This is a genomic window from Macrococcus sp. 19Msa1099, assembly GCA_019357535.2.
GTDB classification, from domain to species: Bacteria; Bacillota; Bacilli; order Staphylococcales; family Staphylococcaceae; genus Macrococcoides; species Macrococcoides psychrotolerans.
Genome location: CP079955.1, coordinates 988,087 through 1,014,948 on the forward strand (window position 1 = coordinate 988,087; position 26,862 = coordinate 1,014,948).

Here is a 26,862-nt window from a genome sequence, read left to right on the forward strand (position 1 = left end):
GAGCATTTATATGTTTAATGAAAAAGATCAATTGGCAGTAGATAGTATTAGAGCTTTAAGTATCGATCAGATTGAGGAAGCGAATTCGGGCCATCCGGGGTTACCTATGGGTGCGGCACCTATGGCTTACACTTTATGGACACGTCATCTTAATTTCAATCCGTCATCACATCATTTCTTCGATAGAGATCGATTTGTACTATCAGCAGGACACGGTTCGGCTTTGTTATACTCATTGCTGCATGTTTCTGGTGGACTAGAAATAGAGGAACTTAAGCAGTTTAGACAATGGGACTCTAAAACTCCGGGACATCCAGAATACCGTCATACTAAAGGTGTAGAAATCACAACAGGGCCACTAGGGCAAGGATTTGCGATGAGTGTCGGTATGGCGATGGCAGAAAAACATCTTGCTGCAACTTTCAATCAGCAGTCAGATATTATTGATCATTATACGTATGCATTAGTTTCAGATGGAGACTTGATGGAAGGTATATCACACGAAGCTGCAAGTCTTGCAGGTCACTTAAAACTTAATAAATTAATTGCTTTATATGATTCGAATGATATCTCTTTAGATGGAGAGCTGAATAAAGCGTTCTCTGAAGATGTTAAAGGGCGTTTCGAAAGCTATGGCTGGGAACATATTTTAGTGTCCGATGGTAATGATATGGAAGCCATTGATAAAGCTATTTCAGTAGCGAAATCAAGTGATAGACCTACGATCATTGAAGTTAAGACAATTATTGGTTATGGTTCTCCGAATAAGCAAGGAACGAATGGCATCCACGGGGCTCCATTAGGAGGAGATGAGCGTAAGCTTGTATTTGAAGCATACGGTTTAGAGGCAGATAAGAAATTCCATGTAGATCCAGCCGTTTATGAAATATTCCAGCAGACGATGCTAAAACGTGCAAATGAAAAAGAGCAGTTATGGAATGAGAAATTTGCGCAATTAGAAAAAGAAAATGCTGAACTAGCACAACAGCTTAGACAAGCGATAGCTGGTGAATTAAATTCTGACTATGCGGAGGCTTTACCGGTATATGAGGCTGGTACATCAGCTGCTACCCGTGCAACGAGTGGTGATATGATCCAGGCAATCGCAAAAACAGTTCCTTCATTCTTTGGGGGATCTGCAGATTTAGCATCTTCTAATAAATCAAATGTTAAAGATACAGAAGACTTTTCGGCTGAAACGCCTGAAGGAAAGAATATCTGGTTTGGTGTCAGAGAGTTTGCAATGGGTGCTGCTTTAAATGGTATGGCTGCTCACGGTGGGCTTAAAGTATACGGTGCGACATTCTTTGTGTTTAGTGACTATTTGAAGCCGGCAGTAAGATTATCAGCGTTAATGGGCTTACCAGTCACATATGTATTTACACATGACTCAATAGCAGTTGGTGAAGATGGGCCGACACATGAACCAATCGAGCAGCTGGCTGGTTTACGAGCGATTCCTAACTTAAATGTGATTCGTCCGGCCGATGGTAATGAAAGCCGTGCCGCCTGGAAAATTGCGCTTGAATCAACTGATGCACCGACTGCACTTGTCCTTACGCGTCAGAACTTAACTGCGATTGATATTGAACAGGACAAACTAGAAGCGGGAGTTGCACGTGGTGGTTATGTTGTATATCAGTCTGAGCATCCGGAGATATTAATAGTCGCAACTGGTTCGGAAGTGAATTTAGCGATTGATGCAGCAAAAGTGTTAGAAAAACAAGGTAAAGGTGTTCAAGTGGTATCAATGCCGAACACTCAAAAATTTGATGCACAAGATAAATCATACAAAGAAGAAGTATTACCATCTTCAATTAAGCAGCGTGTTGCAATTGAAATGGCTGCTTCTGATAGTTGGTACAAATACGTTGGTCTGGATGGACTTGTAATTGGTATTGATAAATTTGGTGCAAGTGCACCTGGAGAATTAGTTATGGAGAAATATGGATTTACTGTAGAAAATGTTGTAAATAACATTTTGAATATGAAGTAAATAAAAGGCTGTATATCAGCCTTTTATTATTTATAGAAAACATATTGAAAAAAAAGTTTGTTTTTAGTAAAATTTTAATGGTATAAGAAAGTGGGTGAACAAATGGCTACTTGGATTTGGATATTGATTGTACTACTTGCATTAGCAGCAGGTGCTGCTTTAGGATTCTTCCTGGCAAGAAAATATATGATGGATTACTTGAAGAAAAATCCACCGATCAATGAAGAAATGCTTCGTATGATGATGATGCAAATGGGTCAGAAACCATCTCAAAAGAAAATTAATCAAATGATGCAGATGATGAATAGAAATATGAATCAAAATCTTAAATAAATAAAGGTCTTTAATGAGACGCCAAGACCCGTGAATGATTGTATGAATCACTCACGGGTCTTAATGTTTTAATTTTTAAAATCATTTATTGGACTGGTTCTGTAGATTCAGCAGGAAGAGTTTCAGCAGAATCTGTTGTCTCAGGTTCAGCTATTTCTTCAGTAACAGGAATATCAGTTGCTTGTTCTGTTGGTGGTTCCTGAGTAACTGGCTGCTGTTCAGCAGGATATGTCTGTTCAGGAAGTGGTTCTACAGGTGCTTCTTGTATTGGTGCTTCAATAACCGGTGCTTCTGTAGCCGCTTCTTCAGAAGATTCGATTGCTGGTGCTTCTGTTGATGGGCTTTCAGTCGCTGGTGCTTCAGTTGTAGGTACTTCTGTAGTAACGGTTTCGGAATCAACCGCTGTTTCAGTAGATTTTACGCGTTCTTTGACAGCTGTAATTTTTTTCTCTGCTTTTTCAGTTAATTTATTATCAGGCTTTATTTTATGGTGCTGTATTATTTCATTAGAAGGTTCATCACTAACTGAAGTAGTAATCTCTGGTGGACTCTCTCTATTACAGGCTGTAAGACTAATCAGACCCAGCATAATGCTAATTGACACTATCGGTTTTTTCATTGAACTTCCTCCTCGTTATTTATTTAAATATATCATATTTTATTCAATTATTATTTATTTTTTATCAACTTTTTGTCACATTTAATTCATAAAAATCATCTTAATTTGAAGTGAATATTTGCTAAAATAGAATGGAATGGAGGTTTTTTTTGATGAATGATATTACGATAGCGGTTGCATTTGGTGCAGGTTTATTAAGCTTTGTGTCTCCATGTGTATTACCGATATATCCAGCATTCTTATCCTATATCACCGGTGTTGGTTATAATGATCTGCAAGATTCGAAGTTGAATCGAAATGCACTGTTACATACGATATTCTTTTTACTAGGTTTTTCAGTCGTCTATATTTCTCTAGGTGTCGGTATCGGGATATTTTCGGACTTTTTACTGTCATATGACAATACAATACGTATGCTCGGTGGATTGCTCTGCATTATATTCGGATTGATCATTTTAGGTATCTTTAATCCTAAACTATTGATGAAAGACCATAAATTCGAATTTAAAAATAAACCAGCAGGATTTTTAGGGTCGTTTTTAGTAGGTATTGCATTTGCTGCTGGCTGGACGCCTTGTATGGGTCCGATTATTGGTGTAATTTTTTCTATGGCAGCTGTAAATCAATCACTCGCGCTTATATATATGATTATGTATGTATTAGGATTTTGTATTCCTTTTTTCCTGCTGACATTCTTTATCACTAAAATTAATGTACTAAAGAAATATAGTCAGTTGTTAACTAAAGTTGGAGGGGTTATAATGATAATCATGGGCTTATTGCTATTCTTTGATAAGCTGACGGTTATCAATCAGTACTTTAGTTGAAAGTAGGTTAAATCATGTATTTTATCGTTTCTATGCTTGTTGCATTATTTATGGGTATGGCTGTTATTGTTGTCAGGATGAAAGCACAGAATTATCCGACGAATGTTAAGAAGATTATTTTACCGCCATTTTTTATGTCTACAGGTGCACTTATGTACATATTTCCCTATTTTAGATTGACAACTATGGAGATAATAGAAGCTGTAGTTGTAGGGATGTTTTTTTCCATATTTTTAATTTTTACATCAAATTTTGAAGTGAAAGACCAGCAGATATATATGAAACGATCTAGATTATTTCCTTTGATTCTCATATCTCTTCTTGTCATCCGCTCAGCAATGAAATTTTTCCTGAGCAGTTCAATACATCCGGGTCAACTAGCAGGAATGTTCTTCCTGCTAGCCTTCAGTATGATAGTCCCGTGGCGTATTGCGATGTATAGAAAGTATATGAAAATTGCGCGTACAATAAATAACAGCAGTGAGCATTAGCTCACTGCTGTTATTTTTTTGCGATTTCAGAATGCTCGAAGATTGAGAACTTCTGCTTTTCGTCATCAGCATATTTAAAATAATGCTCATATGGCGTATAGTCAATATTCAATTGATTGAGTTTTTTCTTCATAAAAGGATGATCGCGTTTTGGAGTCGCAATGATATATCCCCTTAAAATATGATCAAGTTCAATATCTTCTGCACCTTCATCAAGTGCAATCTTCGAAATTCGTCCGGCGATTCTTTCCTTAGCAACTTGTCTGAACAAATCTGGTACAGGGCTGACAAGTTCATTCAGAAGGTTGCGTGCATCGTCATTCCATAACGGAAGGGCTTTATTGATATAGTATTCCTGCCAGTCCAGTTCACTTTTACCATCGTCTTTCGGCAGCCTCTTTAGAAACTTTCTGAACATAAAGAACCCACCGATAGTAAGCAACCCCATAAAGAGTATTGTCCATAAAAAAATTAAAATAATAAACCATTCATTCACGTCATCACCTCATCACATATTATATAGAACTGAAAATGTAATGTCTATCTAATAAAGATATGACGATATATATAGCGTAAAGGAGGTGAAACAATGATAAAGGATGTTATTCTCGAGCTTGCTTTTGTTAAAGAAGTTACAGAAGAAGGTAAATCTATTATGAAAACACGTAGATTCAATCAGGTCGTTCTGAACATCACAGATGAAGAAGCGCGTGCTTTTGCGCTATTAGTTTCAAGACTTACTGGTGAGGTTTATGTATCTGTGAATAAGATTGAAAAGAAAGAAATATAAAAATTTAAGAAAGGAGAGATAAGATGAAAACACTTCAGCTTAATTTTGTTACAGAAATCGGAAAGAATTATACGATGTCAATCATAAGACCTAAAGAAGGGGTGACATCTGAAGAGGTATTACAAGTAATGGAATCTTTGATCAGTCAAAATTATATCACGACAAATTCAGGTGCATTAAAAGCGATTAAATCTGCAAAACTAATTGATCGTACGGAACAGATTTTATTTGAAAATAAATAATAATGATCTCCCTGTCATTATCAGCACATCTCAGCAATGAGATGTGTTTTTTAGTATAATGATGTATGAGGTGAGCACATGAAAATCATGCATTTAGGGGACTTGCATATTGGCAAGACAATTAATCAGCAGAATTTATTAGAAGAGCAATCGATATTATTGAATAGGCTGGTTCAAGATATCAGGGAAGCGTCAATTGATGTATTAGTGATTGCTGGAGATATCTATGATCGTTCAATCCCTTCCAGGGAGGCAATGAAGGTGTTTGAAACCTTTATCTATGAAGTGAACCAGGTGCAGAAAATTCCTGTACTGCTGATCAGTGGTAATCATGATAGCGCAGAACGTCTTGGCTATGGTAAGGCTTGGTATAAAGGGCATGAGATGCATATCGGCACTACAATTGATGATGCTTTGAATCCGGTTTCGATCGATGGAGTTGACTTTTATCTTGTCCCTTACGTAGAACCGGTTGTTGCACGACACTACTTTGAAGACGATAGTATTCGCACGCATCATGATACATATAAGAGAATCATTGAACAAATTGAACAGCGTATCGATAAAGGCAGAATAAACATTTTAGTAAGCCATCTATTTGTTACAGGAGGTATGACAACTGAGTCCGAAAGAGAAATCATCGTAGGTACAATAGAGAATGTCTCGCTCAAGCTTTTTGATGCATTCGATTATGTAATGCTCGGACATCTTCATACACCTGACGCAATACGTGATGAAAAAGTGTTCTATAGTGGAAGTATCATGAAATATTCGTTCGATGAAGTGCATCAAAGAAAGGGTTACAGAATTTTTGATCTTAAAAAGCAGCAGGTTAGTTTTATTACATTGTCACCCCCGAGAGATCTGGAATATGCTACTGGAACGTTTGGAGATGCAATTAAAATGAAGTTAGCTGTAGATAGGAATTCATATTTAAAGCTTGAGTTAAGTGACATGGAGCATATTAATGATCCGATGTTCAAGCTTAAGCAAGTATATCCGTATCTATTAGAATTAAAGCCAATGATAAACAATAGGGATATTCATTATAAACAAAGAGAAGTACAGCAGCTCTCACATCTGGAACTTGTCAAACAGTTTTATTTAGATATGACGGATAGTGAGATGGATGAAACGCAGACGTTATTAATAGAACAGCTTATTAATGAAAGTAGGTTAATGGATGAGACCGATTAAGTTAGAGATTCAGCATTTTGGACCATTTAAAAATGAAACGATTGACTTTAAGCAGCTGAATAACCATACACTTTTTCTTATTAGTGGTAAGACAGGTTCAGGAAAGACTACCATTTTTGATGCGATGATGTATGCCCTTTATGGCACGGCGTCCACTTCTTCCAGAAATCATAAGGCGATGAGAAATAAACACGCATACGATGAAGAAGAGACGATGATTAAATTTCAATTTTCCATCAAGGATAAACAATATTTAATTATTCGCAATTTACCACACATAAAGGCAGGGAATAAGACGCCGATCACATCTAAATTAGAAGTTTATGAAATCCATGACAATGAGAAGCGCTTAATCAGTACCAATAAAAAGACCGAGACAAACCAGCTGATTGTAGATATCGTCAAGCTGCAGGCAGATCAGTTTAGACAAATCCTTATACTGCCGCAAGGGGAATTTAAAAATTTTCTTGTATCAGATAGCGAAAGTAAGAATGAGATATTAAGAACACTGTTCGATACGAAGCATCTTGAGCTGATGGTCAAGCGATTAAAGGAGAATGTTGATGATAAAATCGATGCTATAAGAATGAAGGAAAAAGAGATTGAATTCCATATACAGCAGCTCGGTGTCGGGTTTCCGCCATATATGGTTACTTACGACGAACAGATCCGTACAGCTAACTTGTATTACGAAGCGTTACAAAAGGTCTTTTCACAGAACATATCAGAATTAAATGATAAATCAAATGAACTGAAGCTTAAAGGAGACGCCTTGAAAGCGGCGGAGATATTAAATAATAATATACAATCTGTCAAGCAGCATAAACATCAGCTAGCAATGTTATATGAACAGCGTGAAGAAATAGAGAATACACAAAAAACGGTTCAGCAACTCGTGCAGTTCGAATCCTACCTTTCCTGTATCAGTCAGCTGGAGAAATTGAAGAAAGATGATGCGCATTTAAGCGTGCAAAAAAAGGATGAAGAACAACAGATTAGTGAAAATAAGGATAAGCTTCAGCAACTGAAAAGTGCATTAAACGAAGTTATGCAAGATGATGAAGAAATGAAGCGGCTCAATCATCAATTAATAGAACAGGAAAGATTTGTCGATGAAAAATACCATGGTCTAGAAGAAGATGTCAATACGCTAAATGAACTGAAAAATGAAACGACAGCATTGAGCGATAAGCTATCAAGTACACATCAAGCAAATGAGACCATTCAAAGTTCCCTAGAAGCGTTGATTCAAGAAAAGACAAAATTATATGAAGAAAAGGTGAAGCTTCAGAATCATATTCGTGATAATGAAACGATTATCTCATTGATCAACGAATATGATTCACATTATAAAGCATTGCAAGCGATTAAAGAAAATCAGGACATGCTAACAGAAGAACTATTGTCATGTGAATCACTTATCGAACGTTTTAATTTCGGAGATGATCTGCTGGATATTGATGCAGTGGACTCTATTCGTGCACAATTGAAAATAGGTCAAAATTGTCCGGTGTGTAATCATATCGTCACCGAGAAAACGGATGGTGTTCATCATGAATACCATAACCTTGTACAAAGAAGGATGACGTTGTCACGTGAACAAGAGGCCAATGCAACTAAGATAGAGTGGATTGAAGCGTTGATGAAGGCAGTCACCGATAAGTTACTTGCATATGAGCAGTTTAAAGTTACTTATAAACATGAAGATATGCAAAATACTGGTGAACTGCTTATTCATGAACAAGAGATGTTAACGCAGAAACTTGAAACGCTCAATGACCATTTAAATCATATCGATCACGAGTACGAGGACCTGAGTAATGAACTTAAAAATAACAAAGCCTCCATTATCTCCTTAAAAGACGTTATCGATGCAAATGAGAAAAAGATCAATGAACGCAATGGTAAAAAAGAGCGATATCATACATTTGTATCATTCACAGGGTTTAAGAATTATGATGATTTCAAGGCTCAGTTTGATGAGAAAAGGGATCTCTATGAAAATTATGATAAGCATCTGAATCATCTAAACGAAACGATTGCCTCTTGTTCAGAACTCATCCGATCAAAAGAGAATATCGTGGATAAATATAATACCCATCTTATCTATAACGAAAAATTATTAAGCCAATTAGAATCAACAAAAAACTCATTTCATATATCGGATAAAATAGTGGATGAATATATGGACAAAGATATAGAGCAAGAACTAGAAACGTTGCAGAGTGCTGTTGAAAGTTATTATAAAGATATTCATTTTCATGAAAATACGATAAAGACCTTAGAGGATTTGATTGGCGGAAAAAAAGCCCCTGATATTGAAAAGCTGTCAAATGAATATGCTGAGCTATCGTCTAAAGCGAAAGCGTTTGAACAAGCAATCAATGATGAGCGTAGTCAGTTAAAGCTGATGAACAATATTATAATGCAGCTGGAAGTAGTACATAAAAGTTATGTCAAGCAGATGGAGGATATAGGTTCTGAGATCAGACTTTTCGAAGTACTGAACGGAAAGAATACTTTAAAACTATCAATCGAAAATTATGTGCTCGTATACTATCTGGAACAAATACTTCTGTTAGCTAATGAAAGGTTACTTCAGATGACCCATAACCGATACAAGCTCGTAAGGAAAAAGGAGGTTCACTCCAGAAAAAAAAGTGGGCTTGAAATTGAAGTCTTCGATTATCACACAAATAATGTGAGGGATATTACAACGCTTTCTGGAGGTGAAACATTTATCGCCTCTTTATCATTAGCGCTAGGCTTAAGTGATTACGTCATGCAGATTTCAGGTGGAATCAATCTGGAGTCGGTGTTCATTGATGAAGGTTTCGGAAGTTTAGATAGTGATACGCTTGAGACAGCAATTGAAGTTCTGATCGAACTCCAGCAGACCGGAAAACTGATCGGTATAATTAGTCATGTACAATCGCTCCAGGAAAATATGCCTGCGATATTAAAGGTTAGAACTGACGGTTTTAATAGTGATACAGAATTTCAGTTGAAGTAATTGTAACAACTATGTCAAATTTATATGAAGTATGGACTTTTAATTGATAGTCAGTTTGCTATAGTATTATATGAATACATAAGGAGGTCACTATGAAGCAGTTAAATATTTTCTTAATATTATTTTTAGCATTAATAATATCAGCGTGCAGTAATTCAAGATTAGAACCAAAGTCTTTATATGGCAATACAATGACTGAGTTCAGTGGAACGGATGAAACCGGTAAGTCAATTTCAAATAAAGATCTTAAAGGAAAGGTCTGGCTAGTGGATTTTATCTTTACTAACTGTGAAACAGTCTGTCCACCCATGACTTATAATATGAGTCAGGTTGTCGATCAGCTTGAGAAGGATGGCGTCAGTCATGATGATTATGGCATCATCAGCTTTAGTGTCGATCCTAAGAAAGATACGCCAAAGAAACTTAGTGACTATATCAATCAGCATAATCCTCCAAAAGGGATTTGGAAAGCTGTGACACAGTATGATGAGAAGTTTATCAGACAGTTTGCAGAAGAGAACTTCAAAACTATCGTCGTTCCACCTACAGCCAATAACTCACAGGCTACACATGGTACATCGTTTTATCTTGTTGATCAGAATGGGATGATAATAAAAGATTATGCGGGAAAAGATACTGGAGATAAAAAATTTCCGAAGTCAGAAATTGTGGAAGACGTTAAAACGATGATCGAAGAAGGACCGTATAAAAAATAAAAAAACTTCACCATGATGGTGAAGTTTTTTATTTGGAGCGTAATAAGTCTCTGATTTCAGTTAATAACACTGTATTCTCTTCGACTGCTTCTTCAACTTCTTCAACGTCGCTTTTACGCGTAATCTTATTGATAAGTTTAATAAACAAGAAGATTGCACCTGCAACGATTAAGAAATCGATGATTGATTGAATGAAGACACCGTATTTGATTCCTTTATAAGCCCAGCTTGATGCAAAATCTGTATTTCCAAAAATAAGACCAATGACCGGCATAATTACATCAGCCACTAATGAAGAAACAATTTTACCAAATGCACCCCCAATAACAACTGCGACAGCTAAATCAAGTACATTTCCTTTTACAGCAAACTCTTTGAATTCTTTTAATATAGACATGTATAGTCACCTCCTACTATATTTAGTTTACATTGTAACATTTTAAAAATCAATTCATTTTCATAAATTATTTATAGTTGCCTACTTTAAAAATTAGGATTTGAAAAAACGTTTCTATTTGTGTAATTAATTATAGTTTGTTATACTTAGAACTGTTTTTTAAAATTTTAATTTGGAAGGAGTATTTTATGACATCAGGAAAAAAATTGACACCTGTATTTTTTATTGCGTTATCACTTGTAATCATTACTGTTTTGTTAGGTGTAATAAGTCCGTCGGGATTTGGTGAGGTTACGAGCCAGATTAATGCATTCATTACAAAATATTTCGGTTGGTATTATGTAATGATTACGTCGATATTTGTATTTGCCTGTTTGTTTCTGATTCTTAGCCCTATCGGTAAACTAAAATTAGGTAAGCCATCAGATAAACCAGAATTTAGTACAATATCTTGGTTTGCGATGTTATTTAGCGCAGGGATGGGTATCGGACTCGTATTCTATGGTGCTGCAGAACCATTAAGCCACTTTATAAAATCACCAACAGCTGATGCTCAGTCAGATGAAGCGATGATGGATGCATTTCGCTATACGTTCTTTCATTGGGGATTTCACGCATGGGCTACATATGGAATAGTCGCTTTAGGCCTTGCATATGCTCAATTCAGAAAAGGTGAAGCGGGATTATTATCAAAGACATTAAGACCATTGCTTGGCGATAGAGTAGATGGTATTTTAGGAACAATCATTGATGTACTTGCAGTATTTGCAACTGTAGTTGGGGTTGCAGTTTCATTAGGAATGGGTGCTCAGCAGATCAATGGTGGTTTGCATTTCTTGTTCGATGTACCAAATACGATTAACGTAAAGTTAATAATCATTGTCGTTGTTACTATATTATTCTTAATGAGTGCTTGGAGTGGTCTATCAAAAGGGATACAGATTTTAAGTAATTTTAATATAGGGATAGCAACATTATTACTTGTTGCAGTTCTCTTTTTAGGTCCAACAGTGTTAATTATGAATATATTTTCAACATCGTTAGGGAACTTGCTGCAGAACTTCTTGTCTATGAGTTTTGATGCTGCACCTTTAGACCAGTCGAAACGTGAGTGGATGAACGGCTGGACAATCTACTATTGGGGTTGGTGGATGAGCTGGAGTCCATTTGTTGGTATATTCATTGCGCGAGTTTCTAAAGGACGAACAATTCGAGAGTTTTTAATCGGTGTATTACTCGTTCCTACGATTATCAGTATGCTGTGGTTTAGTGTCTTCGGTGTAAGTGGGATACAGATATTTAAGAAATTCCCTGAAATTGGTGACCTTGCTGTTGAAACACAGCTGTTCGCAATATTCGAGCATATGCCGATGGCGATGGGATTATCATTAATAGCATTACTTCTAATTTGTACTTTCTTTATTACATCAGCTGACTCAGCGACATTTGTACTGGGTATGCAATCTACAAATGGATCGCTTGAGCCCGCAAACAACATCAAGGTGATATGGGGACTGGCACAGTCAATTATTGCTGCGGTACTTTTATATGCTGGGGGACTGAGTGCCTTACAAAGTGCAGCGATCATCGTAGCTTTTCCATTTTCGTTTGTACTTATACTGATGCTGTTATCATTATATAAAGATGGCAATGCAGAACGTATGAGAATAGGCCTCACGTTAAAACCTGATAAGAAATTCAGAAAATCATATCAAGAAAATCAAAATAACCAAAAATAATAAATTTTAAAATACCTGTCGACAAATCAATTGTGAATTGTCGACAGGTATTTTTTATAAGTAAAACTTATAGCTAAGTATAGCTAATTTGGAATGTGATAATATTTACTTCTTATAAAATATTGATTAGAATGAATATGTAAAGGCTTTATCAATAAATAGGGGGAACACATATGAATTCAAATTTACAGCAAACTGCAAAACAGACATTTGAGTTAAACGGTAAGACTTTTACGTTTTACAGTTTAAAGTCACTAGAATCACTAGGGCTTGGACAAGTTAAGAAGCTTCCTTATTCTATCCGTGTGTTACTTGAGTCTGTTCTTCGTCAATACGATGGGCGAGTGATTAACGAAGAACATATTAAACATCTTGTTAAGTGGGGGAAGAAGAACGATCCTAACGCAGAGGTTCCATTTAAGCCATCACGTGTTATTTTGCAGGACTTCACAGGAGTACCTGCTGTCGTTGATTTAGCATCACTTCGTAAAGCGATGGATGATGTAGGTGGAGATGTAACAAAGATTAATCCAGAAGTACCGGTGGACCTTGTAATTGACCATTCTGTGCAAGTGGATGCATATGGTAACGAAACAGCGTTACAAAGAAATATGGAGCTTGAATTTGCACGTAATAAAGAACGTTATCAATTTTTGAACTGGGCGACAAAAGCATTTGATAACTACCGTGCAGTACCACCAGCAACAGGTATCGTGCATCAAGTTAACTTAGAATATTTAGCAAACGTTGTTCATGTGCGTGATGTAGATGGTGAACAAGTTGCATTTCCTGATACTTTAGTAGGAACGGACTCTCATACAACGATGATTAATGGTATCGGTGTGCTTGGTTGGGGTGTTGGTGGTATTGAGGCTGAAGCGGGTATGCTTGGTCAACCTTCATACTTCCCAGTACCAGAAGTAATTGGAGTTAAACTTACTGGAGAGCTTCCTGAAGGTACAACTGCAACTGACTTAGCATTACGTGTAACGCAGGAATTACGTAAAAAAGGTGTAGTAGGAAAATTTGTTGAATTCTTTGGTCCGGGCGTAGTGAATTTACCACTTGCAGACCGCGCGACAATTGCCAATATGGCACCAGAATATGGTGCGACTTGTGGTTTCTTCCCTGTTGATGAAGAAGCGCTAAATTATATGCGTTTGACTGGTCGCGATGAAGCACATATCGAGCTCGTTAAAGAATATTTAGTGAAGAATGATATGTTCTTTACAACAGATAAAGAAGATCCAACATATACTGATACATTAACTCTTGATTTATCTACGGTTGAAGCATCATTATCAGGACCTAAACGTCCACAAGATTTGATTAAATTAAGCAATATGAAAAAAGAATTCGTTAAATCTGTTACTGCTAAAGCTGGTAACCAAGGTCACGGCTTAGATAAAGCTGAATTTGACAAAACTGCCACAACAACTTTAGCTGACGGAAAGTCTATCACAATGACAACGGGTGATATTGCAATTGCAGCAATTACATCATGTACAAATACTTCAAACCCTTACGTTATGTTAGGTGCTGGCCTTGTTGCAAAAAAAGCAGTAGAAAAAGGATTACAAGTCCCTGCCTACGTAAAAACATCACTTGCACCGGGTTCTAAGGTTGTAACAGGATATCTAGAAGATTCAGGACTTCAAACGTACTTGGATCAATTAGGATTTAATACTGTAGGTTACGGATGTACAACATGTATTGGTAACTCAGGTCCGTTATTGCCTGAAATTGAAGAGACAATTTCTAATGAAGATTTATTAGTGACATCTGTATTATCAGGTAACCGTAACTTTGAAGGCCGTATCCATCCTTTAGTTAAAGCGAACTACTTAGCTTCACCGCAGCTCGTTGTCGCTTATGCTTTAGCGGGTACTGTTAATATCGATCTTCAAAACGATCCAATCGGTAAAGGACATGACGGTAAAGATGTATTCTTAAGAGATATCTGGCCGACAATTGATGAAGTTAAAAATGAAGTAAATTCAGTAGTAACACCAGAATTATTCCGCAAAGAATATGAGAATGTATTTAATTCAAATGCAATGTGGAACCAGATTGAGTCTACTGATCAACCATTATATGATTTTGATCCAACTTCAACATATATTCAAAATCCAACATTCTTCCAGGGTTTATCAAAAGAACCAGGAAGCATTGCACCATTAGAAAATCTCGCCGTTATGGGTAAATTTGGTGACTCAGTAACAACTGACCACATCTCTCCAGCAGGTGCTATCGGTAAAGATACGCCAGCAGGAAAGTACCTGCGTGAGAATGGCGTAGAAATCCGTGACTTCAACTCATATGGTTCTCGTCGTGGTAACCATGAAGTAATGATGCGTGGTACATTTGCAAATATTCGTATTAAAAACCAGATTGCACCTGGTACGGAAGGTGGATATACTACTTACTGGCCAACAGGTGAAGTTATGCCTATCTTTGATGCTTGTATGAAATATCAGGCAGATGGCACAGGACTGGTTGTATTAGCAGGTAATGATTATGGAATGGGTTCTAGTCGTGACTGGGCTGCAAAAGGTACTAATCTTTTAGGTGTGAAAACTGTAATCGCGCAAAGTTACGAGCGTATTCACCGTTCTAACTTAGTCATGATGGGTGTACTACCTTTACAGTTCTTAAAAGGGGATTCAGCAGAAAAATTAGGTCTGGATGGCAGTGAGAAGTTCTCTGTAGATATTCATGAAGGTATTAAACCTCGTGATGAAGTTAAGGTAACAGCAGTTAAAACAGATGGTACTCAAGTAGAATTTAATGCTTTAGCTCGTTTTGATTCAGAAGTGGAGCTCGATTACTACCGTCACGGTGGTATCCTTCAAATGGTGCTACGAGGCAAATTAGCTGAGTGATAGGTTGACAGGGACTTTTTTGTCCCTGTTTTTTTATTGAAACTGGTGTATGATAGATACAATAGTATAAATAAGGAGTCAGATGAATGTATATAACAGAAAAAGATATTGAGGTTCGATACGCTGAAACGGATAAGATGGGTGTCGTCTATCATGCGAACTATTTAATCTGGTTTGAAGTTGCAAGAACGGATTTTATAAAGAAAGCAGGATTTAGCTATCAAGCGATGGAAGATGAAGGATTAATCTCTCCGGTGGTGGATGTATCGGTACAATATAGGAAATCGATTACTTATCCAGAGACAATTACTGTAAGAACATGGATTGAACGATATAGTAAGCTTAAGACCATTTATGCATACGAGATTGTTAAAGAGGATGGAGCCATCGCAGCGACTGGTAGAACAACGCATGTCGTTATAAAAAGAGGTAGTGAAATCCCTATCCGACTTGATCGTTACTATCCTGAATGGCATGAGAAATATATTGAACTTTCATCTGATGATAACGATAATATCAATTGATTATACAGCTTAATTAAGAAAAGTTGGAATATAAAAATCCGGACACTGTGGGGAGTCTATCGTTTGACTACAGTGTTCGGATTTTTAATTCTGCTATAAAAGGGATATATTATTTTTTAAACTGTATCTTAGGCTCTGTTCCTGAAATAATTCTCCTGATATTGCTGCTGTGACGAATAATAATAATCAACATAATCAGAAATGAGATGATCTTCAAAATGATATCTTCGAAAAATAATGTAGTAATAAAGTTTCCGATGCTCGTCAAAATACTTGTTAACGATACCATTCGTGTTGTAAACAGTAAGGCAAAGAATATTACAGCGATGATAAGGAAGATCAATGGATTTACTCCAAGAATCACACCGGCACTTGTTGCTACTGCCTTTCCGCCTCTAAATTTCAAGTAAATAGGGTAAACATGACCAATTATTGCTGCAAGTCCAAACCATATACCATGAATATCAAGGTCAAATATAATTGGAAATATTGCAGGAAGAACCCCTTTCGCAACATCGAATATCGTGACAAATATACCGGCATTCTTACCTAATACTCGAAAAGTGTTGGTTGCACCTAAATTTCCACTGCCAAACTTACGAATATCTTTGTTAAATAATAGTTTGCCTACAATCAAACCTGTTGGAATTGCACCAAGTAGATAGGCAATTGCTAGTAATAATGCAATCTGCATAATTTTTCTCCTTTATGGGTAGGTACTAATAGTAATTCATAACTATATCTATTATAACGCATACAAAAATAGTTGTGTAGAAAAATATTATAAAAAATAAATAATATTATTATGTAAACTTAAATAATAACGATTTGTAAAAGCTTGCATTTTTAAGGGTTTCATTTAAAATAATGAATGTATATAAATTTTCGAACGTATGTTTGTAGGAGGTAAGCACTTGGCAAATAATCAGTATAATGATGAATCCATTCAAGTCTTAGAGGGTCTTGAAGCAGTTAGAAAAAGACCAGGGATGTATATAGGATCTACGGATTCAAGAGGATTACATCATCTTGTATATGAAATTCTTGATAATTCAATTGACGAAGCATTGAATGGTCACGGTAATGAAATTAACGTTGTTCTCAATGCAGATGACTCTGTAACAGTAACAGATAATGGTCGTGGTATGCCAACAGGGCTGCATAAGACCGGAAAGCCAACGCCAGAGGTAATATTTACTGTGCTGCATGCAGGAGGGAAATTTGGTCAAGGGGGCTATAAGACAACTGGAGGACTGCACGGAGTTGGAGCTTCTGTTGTTAATGCTTTAAGCAGCTGGCTCGAGGTGACAATATATAATAATGGAAAGATATTCAAGCAGCGCTTTCAAGATGGTGGAGTACCCGCTACAACGTTAGAAGAAATCGGGAAATCAAAAAAGACAGGGACGACTGTGACATTTAAACCTGACCCATCTATCTTTAAACAGACAGTTAAATTTAATTTTGATACGTTAAGTGAAAGGTTACGTGAATCTGCATTTCTACTCAACAACCTTAAAATCAAGATCACTGATCTTAGAAATAATGAGGAACGTCAGGAAGTGTTCTATTACGAGGATGGATTAAAAGATTTTGTCAACTTTGTCAACGAAGGTAAAGAAACGTTACACGAAGTGGCGAAGTTTAGCGGTAAGTCACATGATATCGAAATTGAAGTCGCATTTCAGTTTAACGATCAGTACTCAGAGACCGTTCTTTCATTTGTTAATAATGTGAGAACGAAAGATGGTGGTACACATGAGGTTGGGATGAAGACTGCTATCACACGAGTATTCAATGAATATGCCAGAAAAATCGGAGAGTTGAAAGCTAAGGATAAGAATCTCGATGGTAATGATATTCGTGAAGGGATGACTGCAATCATTTCGGTTAAGATTCCCGAGAATCTACTGCAGTTTGAAGGACAGACGAAGTCGAAGCTTGGAACGAGTGAAGCGCGTAGTGCAGTGGATAGTGTATTAAGTGAACAACTTCCATTCTATTTTGAGGAAAACGGAGTATTAAGTCAGAAATTAGTGAAGAAAGCGGTAAAAGCAGCTCAGGCAAGAGATGCTGCACGTAAAGCACGTGAAGAAGCGCGAAATGGTAAGAAGAATAAACGTAAAGAAACATTATTGTCAGGTAAACTCACACCTGCACAAAGTAAGGATACGAGCCGTAACGAACTTTACCTAGTCGAAGGAGATTCAGCAGGTGGTTCTGCTAAACTTGGGCGGGATCGTAAGTTTCAGGCGATTCTTCCGTTACGTGGTAAAGTTATCAATACAGAAAAAGCAAAGCTCGAAGATATTCTAAAAAACGAAGAAATCAGCACCATTATTCATACGATTGGTGCAGGTGTCGGAAATGATTTTGAAATTAAAGATGCAAACTATGACAAAGTCATTATAATGACAGATGCGGACACAGATGGTGCACATATTCAAGTGCTGCTTCTGACATTCTTCTTTAAATATATGAAACCTTTGATTGATGCTGGCAAAGTTTATATTGCGTTACCACCGTTATATAAAGTTTCTAAAGGTAAAGGGAAGAACGAAGTCATTGAATATGCCTGGACAGATGATGAACTTAAAGGGGTTCAAAAGAAGGTAGGTAAGGGCTTTATTCTACAGCGATATAAAGGGCTTGGAGAAATGAATGCAGATCAACTATGGGATACGACGATGAATCCTGAGACGAGAACTTTAATTCGTGTTGAAATCGATGATGAACTTAGAAGTGCTAAACGTGTCTCAACATTAATGGGAGACAAGGTTGAACCACGACGTGACTGGATTGAACGCCATGTTGAGTTCGGTATGCAGGAAGATGTAAGCATCCTGGAAAACGATGAAGTCGAACGCTTAACAGAAGTAGAGGATATCGAAACAATTCAGGATGATGAAAAGGGTGAGGATAATGAATGAGAATATACAAAGTCTTCCGCTTGAAGATGTAATCGGTGACCGTTTTGGTCGCTATAGTAAATATATTATACAGGATCGAGCGATTCCGGATGTACGTGACGGGCTTAAGCCCGTTCAACGCCGTATTTTATTTGCGATGTACGCAGAAGGAAATACATACGACAAGAACTACAGAAAAAGCGCAAAAACGGTTGGTAACGTCATCGGAAACTATCATCCGCACGGGGATTCATCCGTGTATGATGCAATGGTCCGTATGAGTCAGGACTGGAAACTGAGACATGTCCTTGTTGAGATGCATGGTAATAACGGAAGTATCGATAACGATCCGCCTGCAGCAATGCGTTATACTGAAGCTAAGTTATCTAAGCTTGCTAACATCTTGCTTGAAGATATTAATAAAGAGACCGTTGATTTTGTACAGAACTTTGATGATACTACGATGGAGCCGATGGTATTACCGGCGAACTACCCGAATCTACTCGTTAATGGGTCGACTGGTATTTCAGCTGGATATGCTACGGATATACCCCCGCACAATCTGGATGAAGTGATTAATGCGACGTTAAAAGTCATAGATAAACCGAATATATCTACTGATGAAATAATGCAGGTACTACCAGGACCCGATTTCCCGACAGGCGGCATAATAATGGGTAAATCAGGTATTAAACAGGCATACGAGACAGGAAAAGGTAAGATACAGGTTCGCGGAAAAGTAGATATTGAAAAACTACGTGGTGGGAGAGAAGAGATTATTATCTCAGAAATTCCATTTGAAGTGAATAAGAGTAATCTTGTTAAGCGTATTGATGAACTCCGTGCAGATAAGAAGGTCGACGGAATTATCGAGGTGCGTGATGAAACGGATCGAAACGGATTAAGGATTGCTATCGAGTTGAAGAAAGATGCAAATAGTGAAGGCATTCTTAATTTCCTTTATAAAAATACAGACCTACAGGTTGCATATAACTTTAATATGGTAGCAATTAGCGATCGTCGCCCGAAACTGCTAGGGGTTCGTGATATGCTTAACAGTTTTATCAGTCATCAAAAAGAAGTTGTTACAAGACGCAGTCAATATGACTATGATCACGCAGAGAAGCGTATGCATATTGTTGAAGGATTGATCAAAGCACTTTCTATATTAGATCAGGTAATTGAAGTCATCCGTAATTCGTCAAATAAAGCTGATGCAAAACACAACCTGGTACATAAGTTTGATTTTACTGAAGCACAGGCTGAAGCAATCGTTATGCTTCAACTCTATCGATTAACCAATACAGATATTGTGGCATTAGAAGCAGAGCATGAAGCATTAAAAGATAGACTCAAGCAGTTATCACTTATATTGAATGATGAGACGCATCTGAAAAAAGTGATCAAAAAGGAATTAAAAGCAATCCAAAAGGAATTTAAAGAAGTGCGCCTGAGCAATATTGAAGAAAAAATTGCAGAAATTAAGATTTCTAAGGAAATCCTTGTTCCCAATGAAGAAACAGTGATCAGTATTACAAGGGAAGGTTACATAAAACGCACATCTCCACGTAGTTTTAGTGCTAGTGGTGTAACCGAGCTTGGTATGAAAGAAGACGATCAATTACTAGCTTATCGTGAAAGCAATCTTCAGCATATAACGTTAGTATTTACAGATAAAGGACGATATATGTATATTCCAAATCATCAGTTGCCTGAAATAAGATGGAAAGATCTTGGAACGCATATTTCTCAAATTGTACCAATAGATGGCGATGAGCGCGTGATTCATATGATTACGGTCACGGACTTCAATTCAGACGCGAAAATTTTAGCCGCTACAAGAAATGGTATGATAAAATTATCTTCGTTGAAGGACTTTGAAGTTACAAGATATTCTAGACCGCTCATTAATATGAAGCTAAAAGATAATGATGTTGTGAATACTATTCATGTAGTAACGGGCAGTGAACATATTCTTGTCGTTACGAAGCAAGGCATGAGTCTGCATTATTCATTAACGGAACTTAATGATACAGGACTTAAAGCTGCAGGTGTTAAATCAATCAATCTTAAAGATAATGATGTTGTCATAACAACGGAAATCATCTATCCAGAAAGTTCATTGCTGATCGCAACACAACGTGGTGCAATGAAAAAAATGGATATTCAATTATTTGAAGAAGGAAAACGTGCCCAACGCGGTCTGATGATACTAAAAGAATTAAAAAATAATCCTCACCAGATTATCGGTGCATACATCATCACTGAAGATATGGCATATACACTCGTATCGGAACACCATGAAAAACATGGAATAACAAAAGCAATCAGAAAAACAGATCGTTATACTAATGGCAGCTTTATCATTGATGAGAAAGCTTTTGGTGAAGTTGTTAAACTTTATATAAATTCTGTGGATTTATAAAGTTTGTGTAGACCCTTACACTATCTATGGTAAAATAGTTTTAGTCTTATTTTACTTTGAATAGTGGAGGGTTTTTATTTTGGATATATCAAAAGTAAATTTTGATGCGTGGATTCCGGAATGGTTTAAGATGATAGTATCTACCGGAAATGATATGATTTGGTCGCAATTTTTAATTGGATTATTATTGCTTGCTGGATTTTTCTTTAGTTTAAGTTCTAGATTTATACAGCTTCGCTGGTTACCAGAGATGTTTAGAGTCATCGGTGAGAAACCAGAGACATTGGATGATGGACAAAAAGGCATATCTTCTTTCCAGGCGTTTGCTATTAGTGCAGCGAGTCGTGTAGGTACCGGAAATATTGCAGGTGTTGCCACTGCTATTGTTCTTGGCGGACCTGGTGCAGTATTCTGGATGTGGATTATTGCTTTTTTTGGTGCAGCAAGTGCATTCTTTGAGGCGACGTTAGCGCAAGTTTATAAGGTTAAAGATGAAAAGGGTGGCTTTCGTGGAGGTCCGGCATATTATATGGAACAGGGGCTTGGACAGAAGTGGTTAGGAACAACTTTTGCGCTTTTAATAACTGTTACGTTTGCATTTGTCTTCAATACTGTGCAATCAAATACGATTGCCGAAAGTTTAAATACACAATATAATACACCTGCATGGATTACAGGAGTAGTTCTAGCAATCATTACAGCGATTGTAATTTTCGGTGGTGTACGATGGATTGCAAATGTAACTTCTGCTGTCGTACCTGTTATGGCAATTTTTTATATTCTGCTTGTGCTCTTTATTTTAATTATGCATATTGGTGATGTAATTCCGATGATAATCAGTATTATAAAAGGCGCATTCGGTATGGAACAGGCATTTGGCGGTGCATTAGGTTTTACTATTATGCAGGGGATTAAGCGTGGATTATTCTCAAATGAAGCTGGTATGGGATCAGCACCTAATGCTGCTGCAACAGCTGCTGTTAGCCATCCGGTAAAGCAAGGTTTAATTCAGTCATTAGGTGTATTCTTTGATACGATGATTGTATGTACTGCAACTGCAATTATGATCTTATTATACTCAGGATTAGAGTTTGGGGAGAAAGTACCACAAGGTGTAGCAGTTACACAAGCTGCGCTAAATAACCATGTCGGTAGTTTCGGTGGTTTCTTCCTGACAGTAGCAGTATTCTTATTTGGGTATTCTTCAGTGATTGGTAACTATTATTATGGGCAATCAAATATTGAATACTTAACGACTAACAAAGTAGTCATGTTTATCTTCAGATTTATTGTCGTACTCATGGTATTTTTCGGTGCAGTAGTTAAAGTAGAGACGGTCTGGGCGACTGCAGATTTATTTATGGGGCTTATGGCGATCTTGAATATTACTGCGCTTATCGGATTAGCACATGTCGTATTTGAAGTTGCTAAAGATTACGGAGAACAGCGTAAGAAAGGGCTTAATCCTGTATTTAGAACAGAGAATGTTAAAGCGGATTTATCAGACGTTGAGACTTGGGGAGATAACCCGTATCACTTTAGAGATAAAGAAATAAATCATAAATAAAAATACTAAGCTGCAGCTGCAGCTTAGTATTTTTATTTGAAAAGGCTCGCTATCCAGTCGATTATAGATTGGATGAAGTTCATAATCTTGTCCCAGAAGCCTTCATCTTTCAGTGTGTCACTAATATTATTACCAAGTTCCTTTGCTTTATCTGTAGCTTTTTTAAAGCCTTCAGAATTTTTGATATCATCTACATAATTTTTTGTGCCTTCAATAAATTTATCTTTATTTTCACCACTGAAAACGCCGTTATTTTGTGCATTTTCTATAAAGTTAACGATAATATTAATCTGATTGTCATTAATGATATTTGTCAGACCATTATTCTCAATCTTCTGAAGAACAATGTTTTTGATTTCTGTCGTATTTAGATTGGCACCTTGCTTTGCAATCTCTGCTTTCGCTTCAGCGATCGCTTTATTGAGCTGTTCTTGAGAGTAACCATTGACACCTGTATTTTGTTCGTTAATGTTAGAGATAGAATTAAGTTCATCCTGAGCAGCTTGTGTCTTCGACTGATCGATTGGCTCACCTTGTGTTTCGAATGCTTTATAGACACCAGCGAGTGCACTTTCACCGGTAACATCTTCAGCGGCTGCAATAGTAACATTAGCATCTGTTACACCTGCCGTAAGTAAAGCATTCTTATAAGTATCCTCAGTGATTTTAGTGATTTTACCGGCAGATTGGTTTATATTTAAAGTGAGACCACTACCAGCAGATAGCTTTTTGATACGAATACTAGACTTTAATACATCGTTACTTGATTGCAGATTTAAGTACTTTCTTAAGTCTTCGGCATAGACATACGTCGTTTTATCCTGGGCATCCGTTTGAAGCAGGTCACTCGTCTTATCTTTAAGGACGTTATTCTGTTCTAATGCTGCACCATACACCGTCACTGCTTCAGACCATGCTTCTTGCGTTACCGCATGGGCACGCTGAGGGATCATGAGCATTAACGAAAGAAATACTGTTAAGATTAAAATAATAAGTTTTTTCATATATAATCCTCCTGATAATCTATATATATTAGTATATACCTTTATATTATCATGAGCATGTTTATTGTGACATAGGTCTTTGGAATGAGGTGTTATTTTTGAAATATCATGTGATTAAAGTATTGAATAATAATGTTGTGATAACTCAAGGACATGAAGGAGAAACTATCCTGATAGGCAAAGGTATAGGCTTTGGTAAGAAAAGTGGGGCAGTTTTAAAGGATAGTGAACTTGAACGTATAGAGAAGATATTTGAACTTAAGTCATCTTCTGAGCAGGAAAGATATAAGTCATTATTAACTCTAACAAATGATGAAGTAATCCAGACAGTCATAGAAGTGATCGAATTTATCGATCATAAAACGAATGGAGAGATGAATGATAATATTCTTTTATCTCTTACGGATCATATCATTTTTGCATTAAAACGTTATCAGGAAGGTATTATTGTGGCCAATCCTTTCCTGAAAGAAACTGAAAGTCTCTACAGACAGGAGTTTCTGATTGCTGAACAGGTCGTAGCAATGCTGAATGACAGACTGCAGGTACAATTCCCGAAGACAGAAGTAGGTTTTATTGCACTGCATATCCATTCGTCGGTGAACAATCACTCGTTAAGAGATATGCGTCTGATGACTGAAGTTGTTCAACATGCAATAACGATTATTGAGCAGGATCTAAAGGTTACTGTTGATAGAGATTCTATTACATATTCAAGATTTTTAAGACATATTACATTTACTGTGCAACGTGTGATGTCTGATGAGAGGATGCCGGAACAAAAAACATTAGAAATCCTATTGAAACAGCAGTATCCTCTGTGTTACAATACATCTGTAAAGATCGTGAAGATGATGCAGACTTATTTAAATAAGCCTGTCTATGACTCGGAATTGGTATATCTTACGATGCATATTCAAGCATTTAATACTGAAGTTGATAACGTGTAACTGATAATGCAGGCATGAGTTATCACTGGTACATGGGACCAGTGTATACTCATGCCTTTTTATATGGGACACTGCATCACTTTACATCAAAAAACTATTTAGGAGGAATACAGTATGTGGAAAACGTTTTTCGGTCAATTACAACGTATCGGTAAAGCATTGATGCTTCCGGTGGCAATCCTTCCAGCTGCAGGGTTACTGCTAGGAATTGGAGCAGCATTACAAACAGAATCATTAGTAGATTTTTTCCCGTTTTTAGCGAATGACATTGTCGTAAAAATTGCTTCAATGTTACAAGCTGCAGGTGGAGTTATCTTTGATAACTTACCATTACTCTTTGCTTTGGGAGTGGCCGTAGGACTTGCAGGTGGCGATGGGGTTGCAGCGATAGCAGCCTTTGTAGGATATCTAGTTTTAAATGTAACTATGGGTCAGATTGGTGGTATCACTGCTGAGAATGTTACAAAAAGTCCAGGATACGCTACAATTTTAGGAATTCCAACGTTGCAGACGGGTGTTTTTGGTGGAATAATTATAGGTATTTTAGCCGCATGGGCTTATAATAAGTTCTATAATATTAATTTACCGCCATTTTTAGGTTTCTTTGCTGGTAAAAGATTCGTGCCTATTGTAACGGCATTTAGTTCGTTTATATTAGGGATAATAATGTTCTTTATCTGGCCAGTAATTCAAAGTGGTATGAATGGTTTATCATTGTTCTTGATGGAAGAAAACAAGGCATTAGCCGTATTCTTCTTTGGAATGATTAAACGATTATTAATTCCATTTGGTTTGCATCATATCTTCCATGCACCTTTCTGGTTTGAATTTGGTACATATACGAATGCAGCCGGAAAAGTTGTACATGGTGATTTAAATATCTTTATGGCTCAAATACAAGATAAAGTACCTTTAACAGCTGGAGCATTTATGCAAGGTGAATTCCCTGTTATGATGTTTGGTTTGCCAGCGGCGGCGTTAGCCATCTATCATACAGCAAAACCTGAAAAGAAAAAATTTGTAGGAGGATTAATGGCATCAGCTGCATTAACTTCATTCTTAACAGGTATAACTGAACCTTTAGAATTTTCATTCTTATTTGCAGCACCAATTTTATTCTTTGTTCATGCAGTGTTAGATGGATTATCATTCTTAATACTATATCTAATGGATTTACACCTCGGTTATACATTTTCAGGAGGATTTATTGATTTCTTCACTTTTGGAATGTTACAAGGCAGAACTCCATGGTGGTTAGTAATCCCTGTCGGATTAGTCTATGCATTGATTTACTACACAGTATTTAGATTCTGTATTACTAAATTTAACTTAAAAACACCTGGTCGTGAAGATGAAGAAGTTACAGTTAAAGAAACGTCTACTAATGAACTTCCATTTCACGTGCTTGATGCAATGGGTGGTAAAGAGAACATCAAACATCTAGATGCTTGTATTACAAGACTTAGAGTTGAAGTTAACGATAAGTCCAAAGTAGATGTCGGCGAGTTAAAAGCATTAGGTGCAGCTGGCGTGTTAGAGGTAGGAAACAATATGCAGGCAATCTTTGGGCCTAAGTCAGATCAGATTAAACATGATATGGCTCGAATCATTTCAGGAGACATAACGCGTCCAGAACAAACGACTGTCACTGAAGAGATGAATACGGTTAAAGCTGAAGAACAAATCGAAGCTGTACCAGCAATAGAGGAACATATTGTATATGCTCCGATTACTGGTGAGGTAGTAGATTTATCTCAAGTACCAGATCAAGTATTCAGCCAGAAGCTAATGGGAGATGGGGTTGCAATCATACCTTCTGTCGGTGAAGTGGTAGCACCATTCGATGGAGTCTTGAAGATGGATTTCCCGACGAAACATGCGATTGGACTTGAAGATGAGAACGGTCTTGAAGTTTTAATCCACTTCGGATTAGAAACCGTTGGATTAAAAGGTAACGGATTTGAAATGCTCGTAGCGCCTGGTGATAAAATCACTAAAGGTCAGTCGTTGTTAAAAGTAGATCTGGATTATATCAGAGCAAATGCGGATAGTGATATTACACCAATTATCTTCACTAATTTGAATAATCAAATGATCCATGATGTCAACTATGGAAAAATTCAATCTGGAGAACGTTTACTTTCAGTTAAATAAGTAAAATCAAGGAACATCTGTAACGATGTTCCTTGATTTTTTTTGTTATATGTGGTTAAATTTATTTATATTGTATAAATAAATATT

The 26,862-nt window shown here is 36.9% G+C and carries 22 protein-coding genes; 17 read left to right on the forward strand and 5 right to left on the reverse strand.

From position 1 onward, the window contains the following. The first annotated feature begins 10 nt into the window (after positions 1 to 10). Entirely contained in the window at positions 11 to 1,996 is a 1,986-nt protein-coding gene (tkt, locus tag KYI10_05005; GenBank protein ID QYA33796.1) for a transketolase, read from the forward strand. Between the two features lie 102 nt (positions 1,997 to 2,098). Beyond that, positions 2,099 to 2,329, forward strand: a complete 231-nt coding sequence (locus tag KYI10_05010) for a YneF family protein (GenBank protein QYA33797.1) — start codon at positions 2,099 to 2,101, stop codon at positions 2,327 to 2,329. Between the two features lie 85 nt (positions 2,330 to 2,414). Here KYI10_05010 and KYI10_05015 read toward each other — a convergent pair whose 3' ends face one another. After that, positions 2,415 to 2,948, reverse strand: a complete 534-nt coding sequence (locus KYI10_05015) for a hypothetical protein (protein ID QYA33798.1) — start codon at positions 2,946 to 2,948, stop codon at positions 2,415 to 2,417. A gap of 152 nt (positions 2,949 to 3,100) precedes the next feature. Between KYI10_05015 and KYI10_05020 the strand changes: the two genes are divergently transcribed. Together KYI10_05020 and KYI10_05025 are read left to right on the forward strand one after the other, a co-directional pair. Then, entirely contained in the window at positions 3,101 to 3,775 is a 675-nt protein-coding gene (locus KYI10_05020; protein ID QYA33911.1) for a cytochrome c biogenesis protein CcdA, read from the forward strand. 11 nt (positions 3,776 to 3,786) lie between these two features. Further along, positions 3,787 to 4,266 (forward strand): cytochrome c biogenesis protein CcdC, encoded by a 480-nt coding sequence (locus KYI10_05025; GenBank protein ID QYA33912.1) that lies wholly within the window; start codon positions 3,787 to 3,789, stop codon positions 4,264 to 4,266. A gap of 10 nt (positions 4,267 to 4,276) precedes the next feature. Here the strand turns inward: KYI10_05025 and KYI10_05030 are convergent, their stop codons facing one another. After that, positions 4,277 to 4,762: a DUF2621 domain-containing protein gene (locus KYI10_05030; protein ID QYA33799.1), complete on the reverse strand. Its 486-nt coding sequence runs from the start codon at positions 4,760 to 4,762 to the stop codon at positions 4,277 to 4,279. A 93-nt stretch (positions 4,763 to 4,855) separates the two neighbouring features. Between KYI10_05030 and KYI10_05035 the strand changes: the two genes are divergently transcribed. From KYI10_05035 to KYI10_05055, 5 genes are all read left to right on the forward strand, one after another. Continuing rightward, positions 4,856 to 5,056, forward strand: coding sequence for a DUF1659 domain-containing protein (locus tag KYI10_05035; protein QYA33800.1), 201 nt, complete (start codon positions 4,856 to 4,858; stop codon positions 5,054 to 5,056). Positions 5,057 to 5,079: 23 nt separating this feature from the next. Continuing rightward, entirely contained in the window at positions 5,080 to 5,298 is a 219-nt protein-coding gene (locus tag KYI10_05040; protein QYA33801.1) for a DUF2922 domain-containing protein, read from the forward strand. A 78-nt stretch (positions 5,299 to 5,376) separates the two neighbouring features. Then, on the forward strand, positions 5,377 to 6,495 hold the full coding sequence (locus KYI10_05045) for an exonuclease SbcCD subunit D (protein QYA33802.1): 1,119 nt from the start codon (positions 5,377 to 5,379) through the stop codon (positions 6,493 to 6,495). Further along, complete coding sequence (locus KYI10_05050; GenBank protein ID QYA33803.1) at positions 6,482 to 9,508, forward strand: SMC family ATPase; 3,027 nt, start codon at positions 6,482 to 6,484, stop codon at positions 9,506 to 9,508. The genes KYI10_05045 and KYI10_05050 overlap by 14 nt, the downstream gene beginning before the upstream one ends. Positions 9,509 to 9,600: 92 nt before the next feature. Further along, positions 9,601 to 10,224, forward strand: coding sequence for an SCO family protein (locus KYI10_05055; protein QYA33804.1), 624 nt, complete (start codon positions 9,601 to 9,603; stop codon positions 10,222 to 10,224). A 28-nt stretch (positions 10,225 to 10,252) separates the two neighbouring features. On the opposite strand, the gene mscL is transcribed toward KYI10_05055, so the two are convergent. After that, positions 10,253 to 10,615 (reverse strand): large conductance mechanosensitive channel protein MscL, encoded by a 363-nt coding sequence (gene mscL / locus KYI10_05060; protein ID QYA33913.1) that lies wholly within the window; start codon positions 10,613 to 10,615, stop codon positions 10,253 to 10,255. Positions 10,616 to 10,809: 194 nt separating this feature from the next. Here mscL and KYI10_05065 point away from each other — a divergent pair, with 194 nt between their 5' ends. The 3 genes from KYI10_05065 to KYI10_05075 all read left to right on the forward strand — a co-directional run bounded on the left by KYI10_05065 (position 10,810) and on the right by KYI10_05075 (position 15,766). Further along, entirely contained in the window at positions 10,810 to 12,360 is a 1,551-nt protein-coding gene (locus KYI10_05065) for a BCCT family transporter (GenBank protein ID QYA33805.1), read from the forward strand. 173 nt (positions 12,361 to 12,533) lie between these two features. Beyond that, positions 12,534 to 15,242, forward strand: coding sequence for an aconitate hydratase AcnA (gene acnA, locus KYI10_05070; GenBank protein ID QYA33806.1), 2,709 nt, complete (start codon positions 12,534 to 12,536; stop codon positions 15,240 to 15,242). An 86-nt stretch (positions 15,243 to 15,328) separates the two neighbouring features. Continuing rightward, positions 15,329 to 15,766, forward strand: coding sequence for a thioesterase family protein (locus tag KYI10_05075; GenBank protein QYA33807.1), 438 nt, complete (start codon positions 15,329 to 15,331; stop codon positions 15,764 to 15,766). Positions 15,767 to 15,875: 109 nt separating this feature from the next. Here KYI10_05075 and plsY read toward each other — a convergent pair whose 3' ends face one another. Beyond that, the gene (plsY, locus tag KYI10_05080; protein ID QYA33914.1) at positions 15,876 to 16,463 is read right to left on the reverse strand and encodes a glycerol-3-phosphate 1-O-acyltransferase PlsY; all 588 of its coding nucleotides are present in this window, start codon (positions 16,461 to 16,463) and stop codon (positions 15,876 to 15,878) included. 196 nt (positions 16,464 to 16,659) lie between these two features. Here plsY and parE point away from each other — a divergent pair, with 196 nt between their 5' ends. The 3 genes from parE to KYI10_05095 all read left to right on the forward strand — a co-directional run bounded on the left by parE (position 16,660) and on the right by KYI10_05095 (position 22,667). Next, positions 16,660 to 18,696, forward strand: coding sequence for a DNA topoisomerase IV subunit B (gene parE, locus KYI10_05085; protein QYA33808.1), 2,037 nt, complete (start codon positions 16,660 to 16,662; stop codon positions 18,694 to 18,696). Beyond that, positions 18,689 to 21,100, forward strand: a complete 2,412-nt coding sequence (parC, locus tag KYI10_05090; protein ID QYA33809.1) for a DNA topoisomerase IV subunit A — start codon at positions 18,689 to 18,691, stop codon at positions 21,098 to 21,100. Before parE ends, parC begins: the two co-directional genes overlap by 8 nt. A 130-nt stretch (positions 21,101 to 21,230) precedes the next feature. Further along, entirely contained in the window at positions 21,231 to 22,667 is a 1,437-nt protein-coding gene (locus KYI10_05095) for an alanine/glycine:cation symporter family protein (protein ID QYA33915.1), read from the forward strand. Positions 22,668 to 22,699: 32 nt separating this feature from the next. On the opposite strand, the gene KYI10_05100 is transcribed toward KYI10_05095, so the two are convergent. Further along, positions 22,700 to 23,671, reverse strand: a complete 972-nt coding sequence (locus KYI10_05100; GenBank protein ID QYA33810.1) for a DUF1002 domain-containing protein — start codon at positions 23,669 to 23,671, stop codon at positions 22,700 to 22,702. An 89-nt stretch (positions 23,672 to 23,760) separates the two neighbouring features. Between KYI10_05100 and KYI10_05105 the strand changes: the two genes are divergently transcribed. Next, entirely contained in the window at positions 23,761 to 24,621 is an 861-nt protein-coding gene (locus KYI10_05105) for a PRD domain-containing protein (GenBank protein ID QYA33811.2), read from the forward strand. A gap of 114 nt (positions 24,622 to 24,735) precedes the next feature. Next, positions 24,736 to 26,775, forward strand: a complete 2,040-nt coding sequence (gene ptsG / locus KYI10_05110) for a glucose-specific PTS transporter subunit IIBC (GenBank protein QYA33812.1) — start codon at positions 24,736 to 24,738, stop codon at positions 26,773 to 26,775. Positions 26,776 to 26,862: the final 87 nt, after the last annotated feature.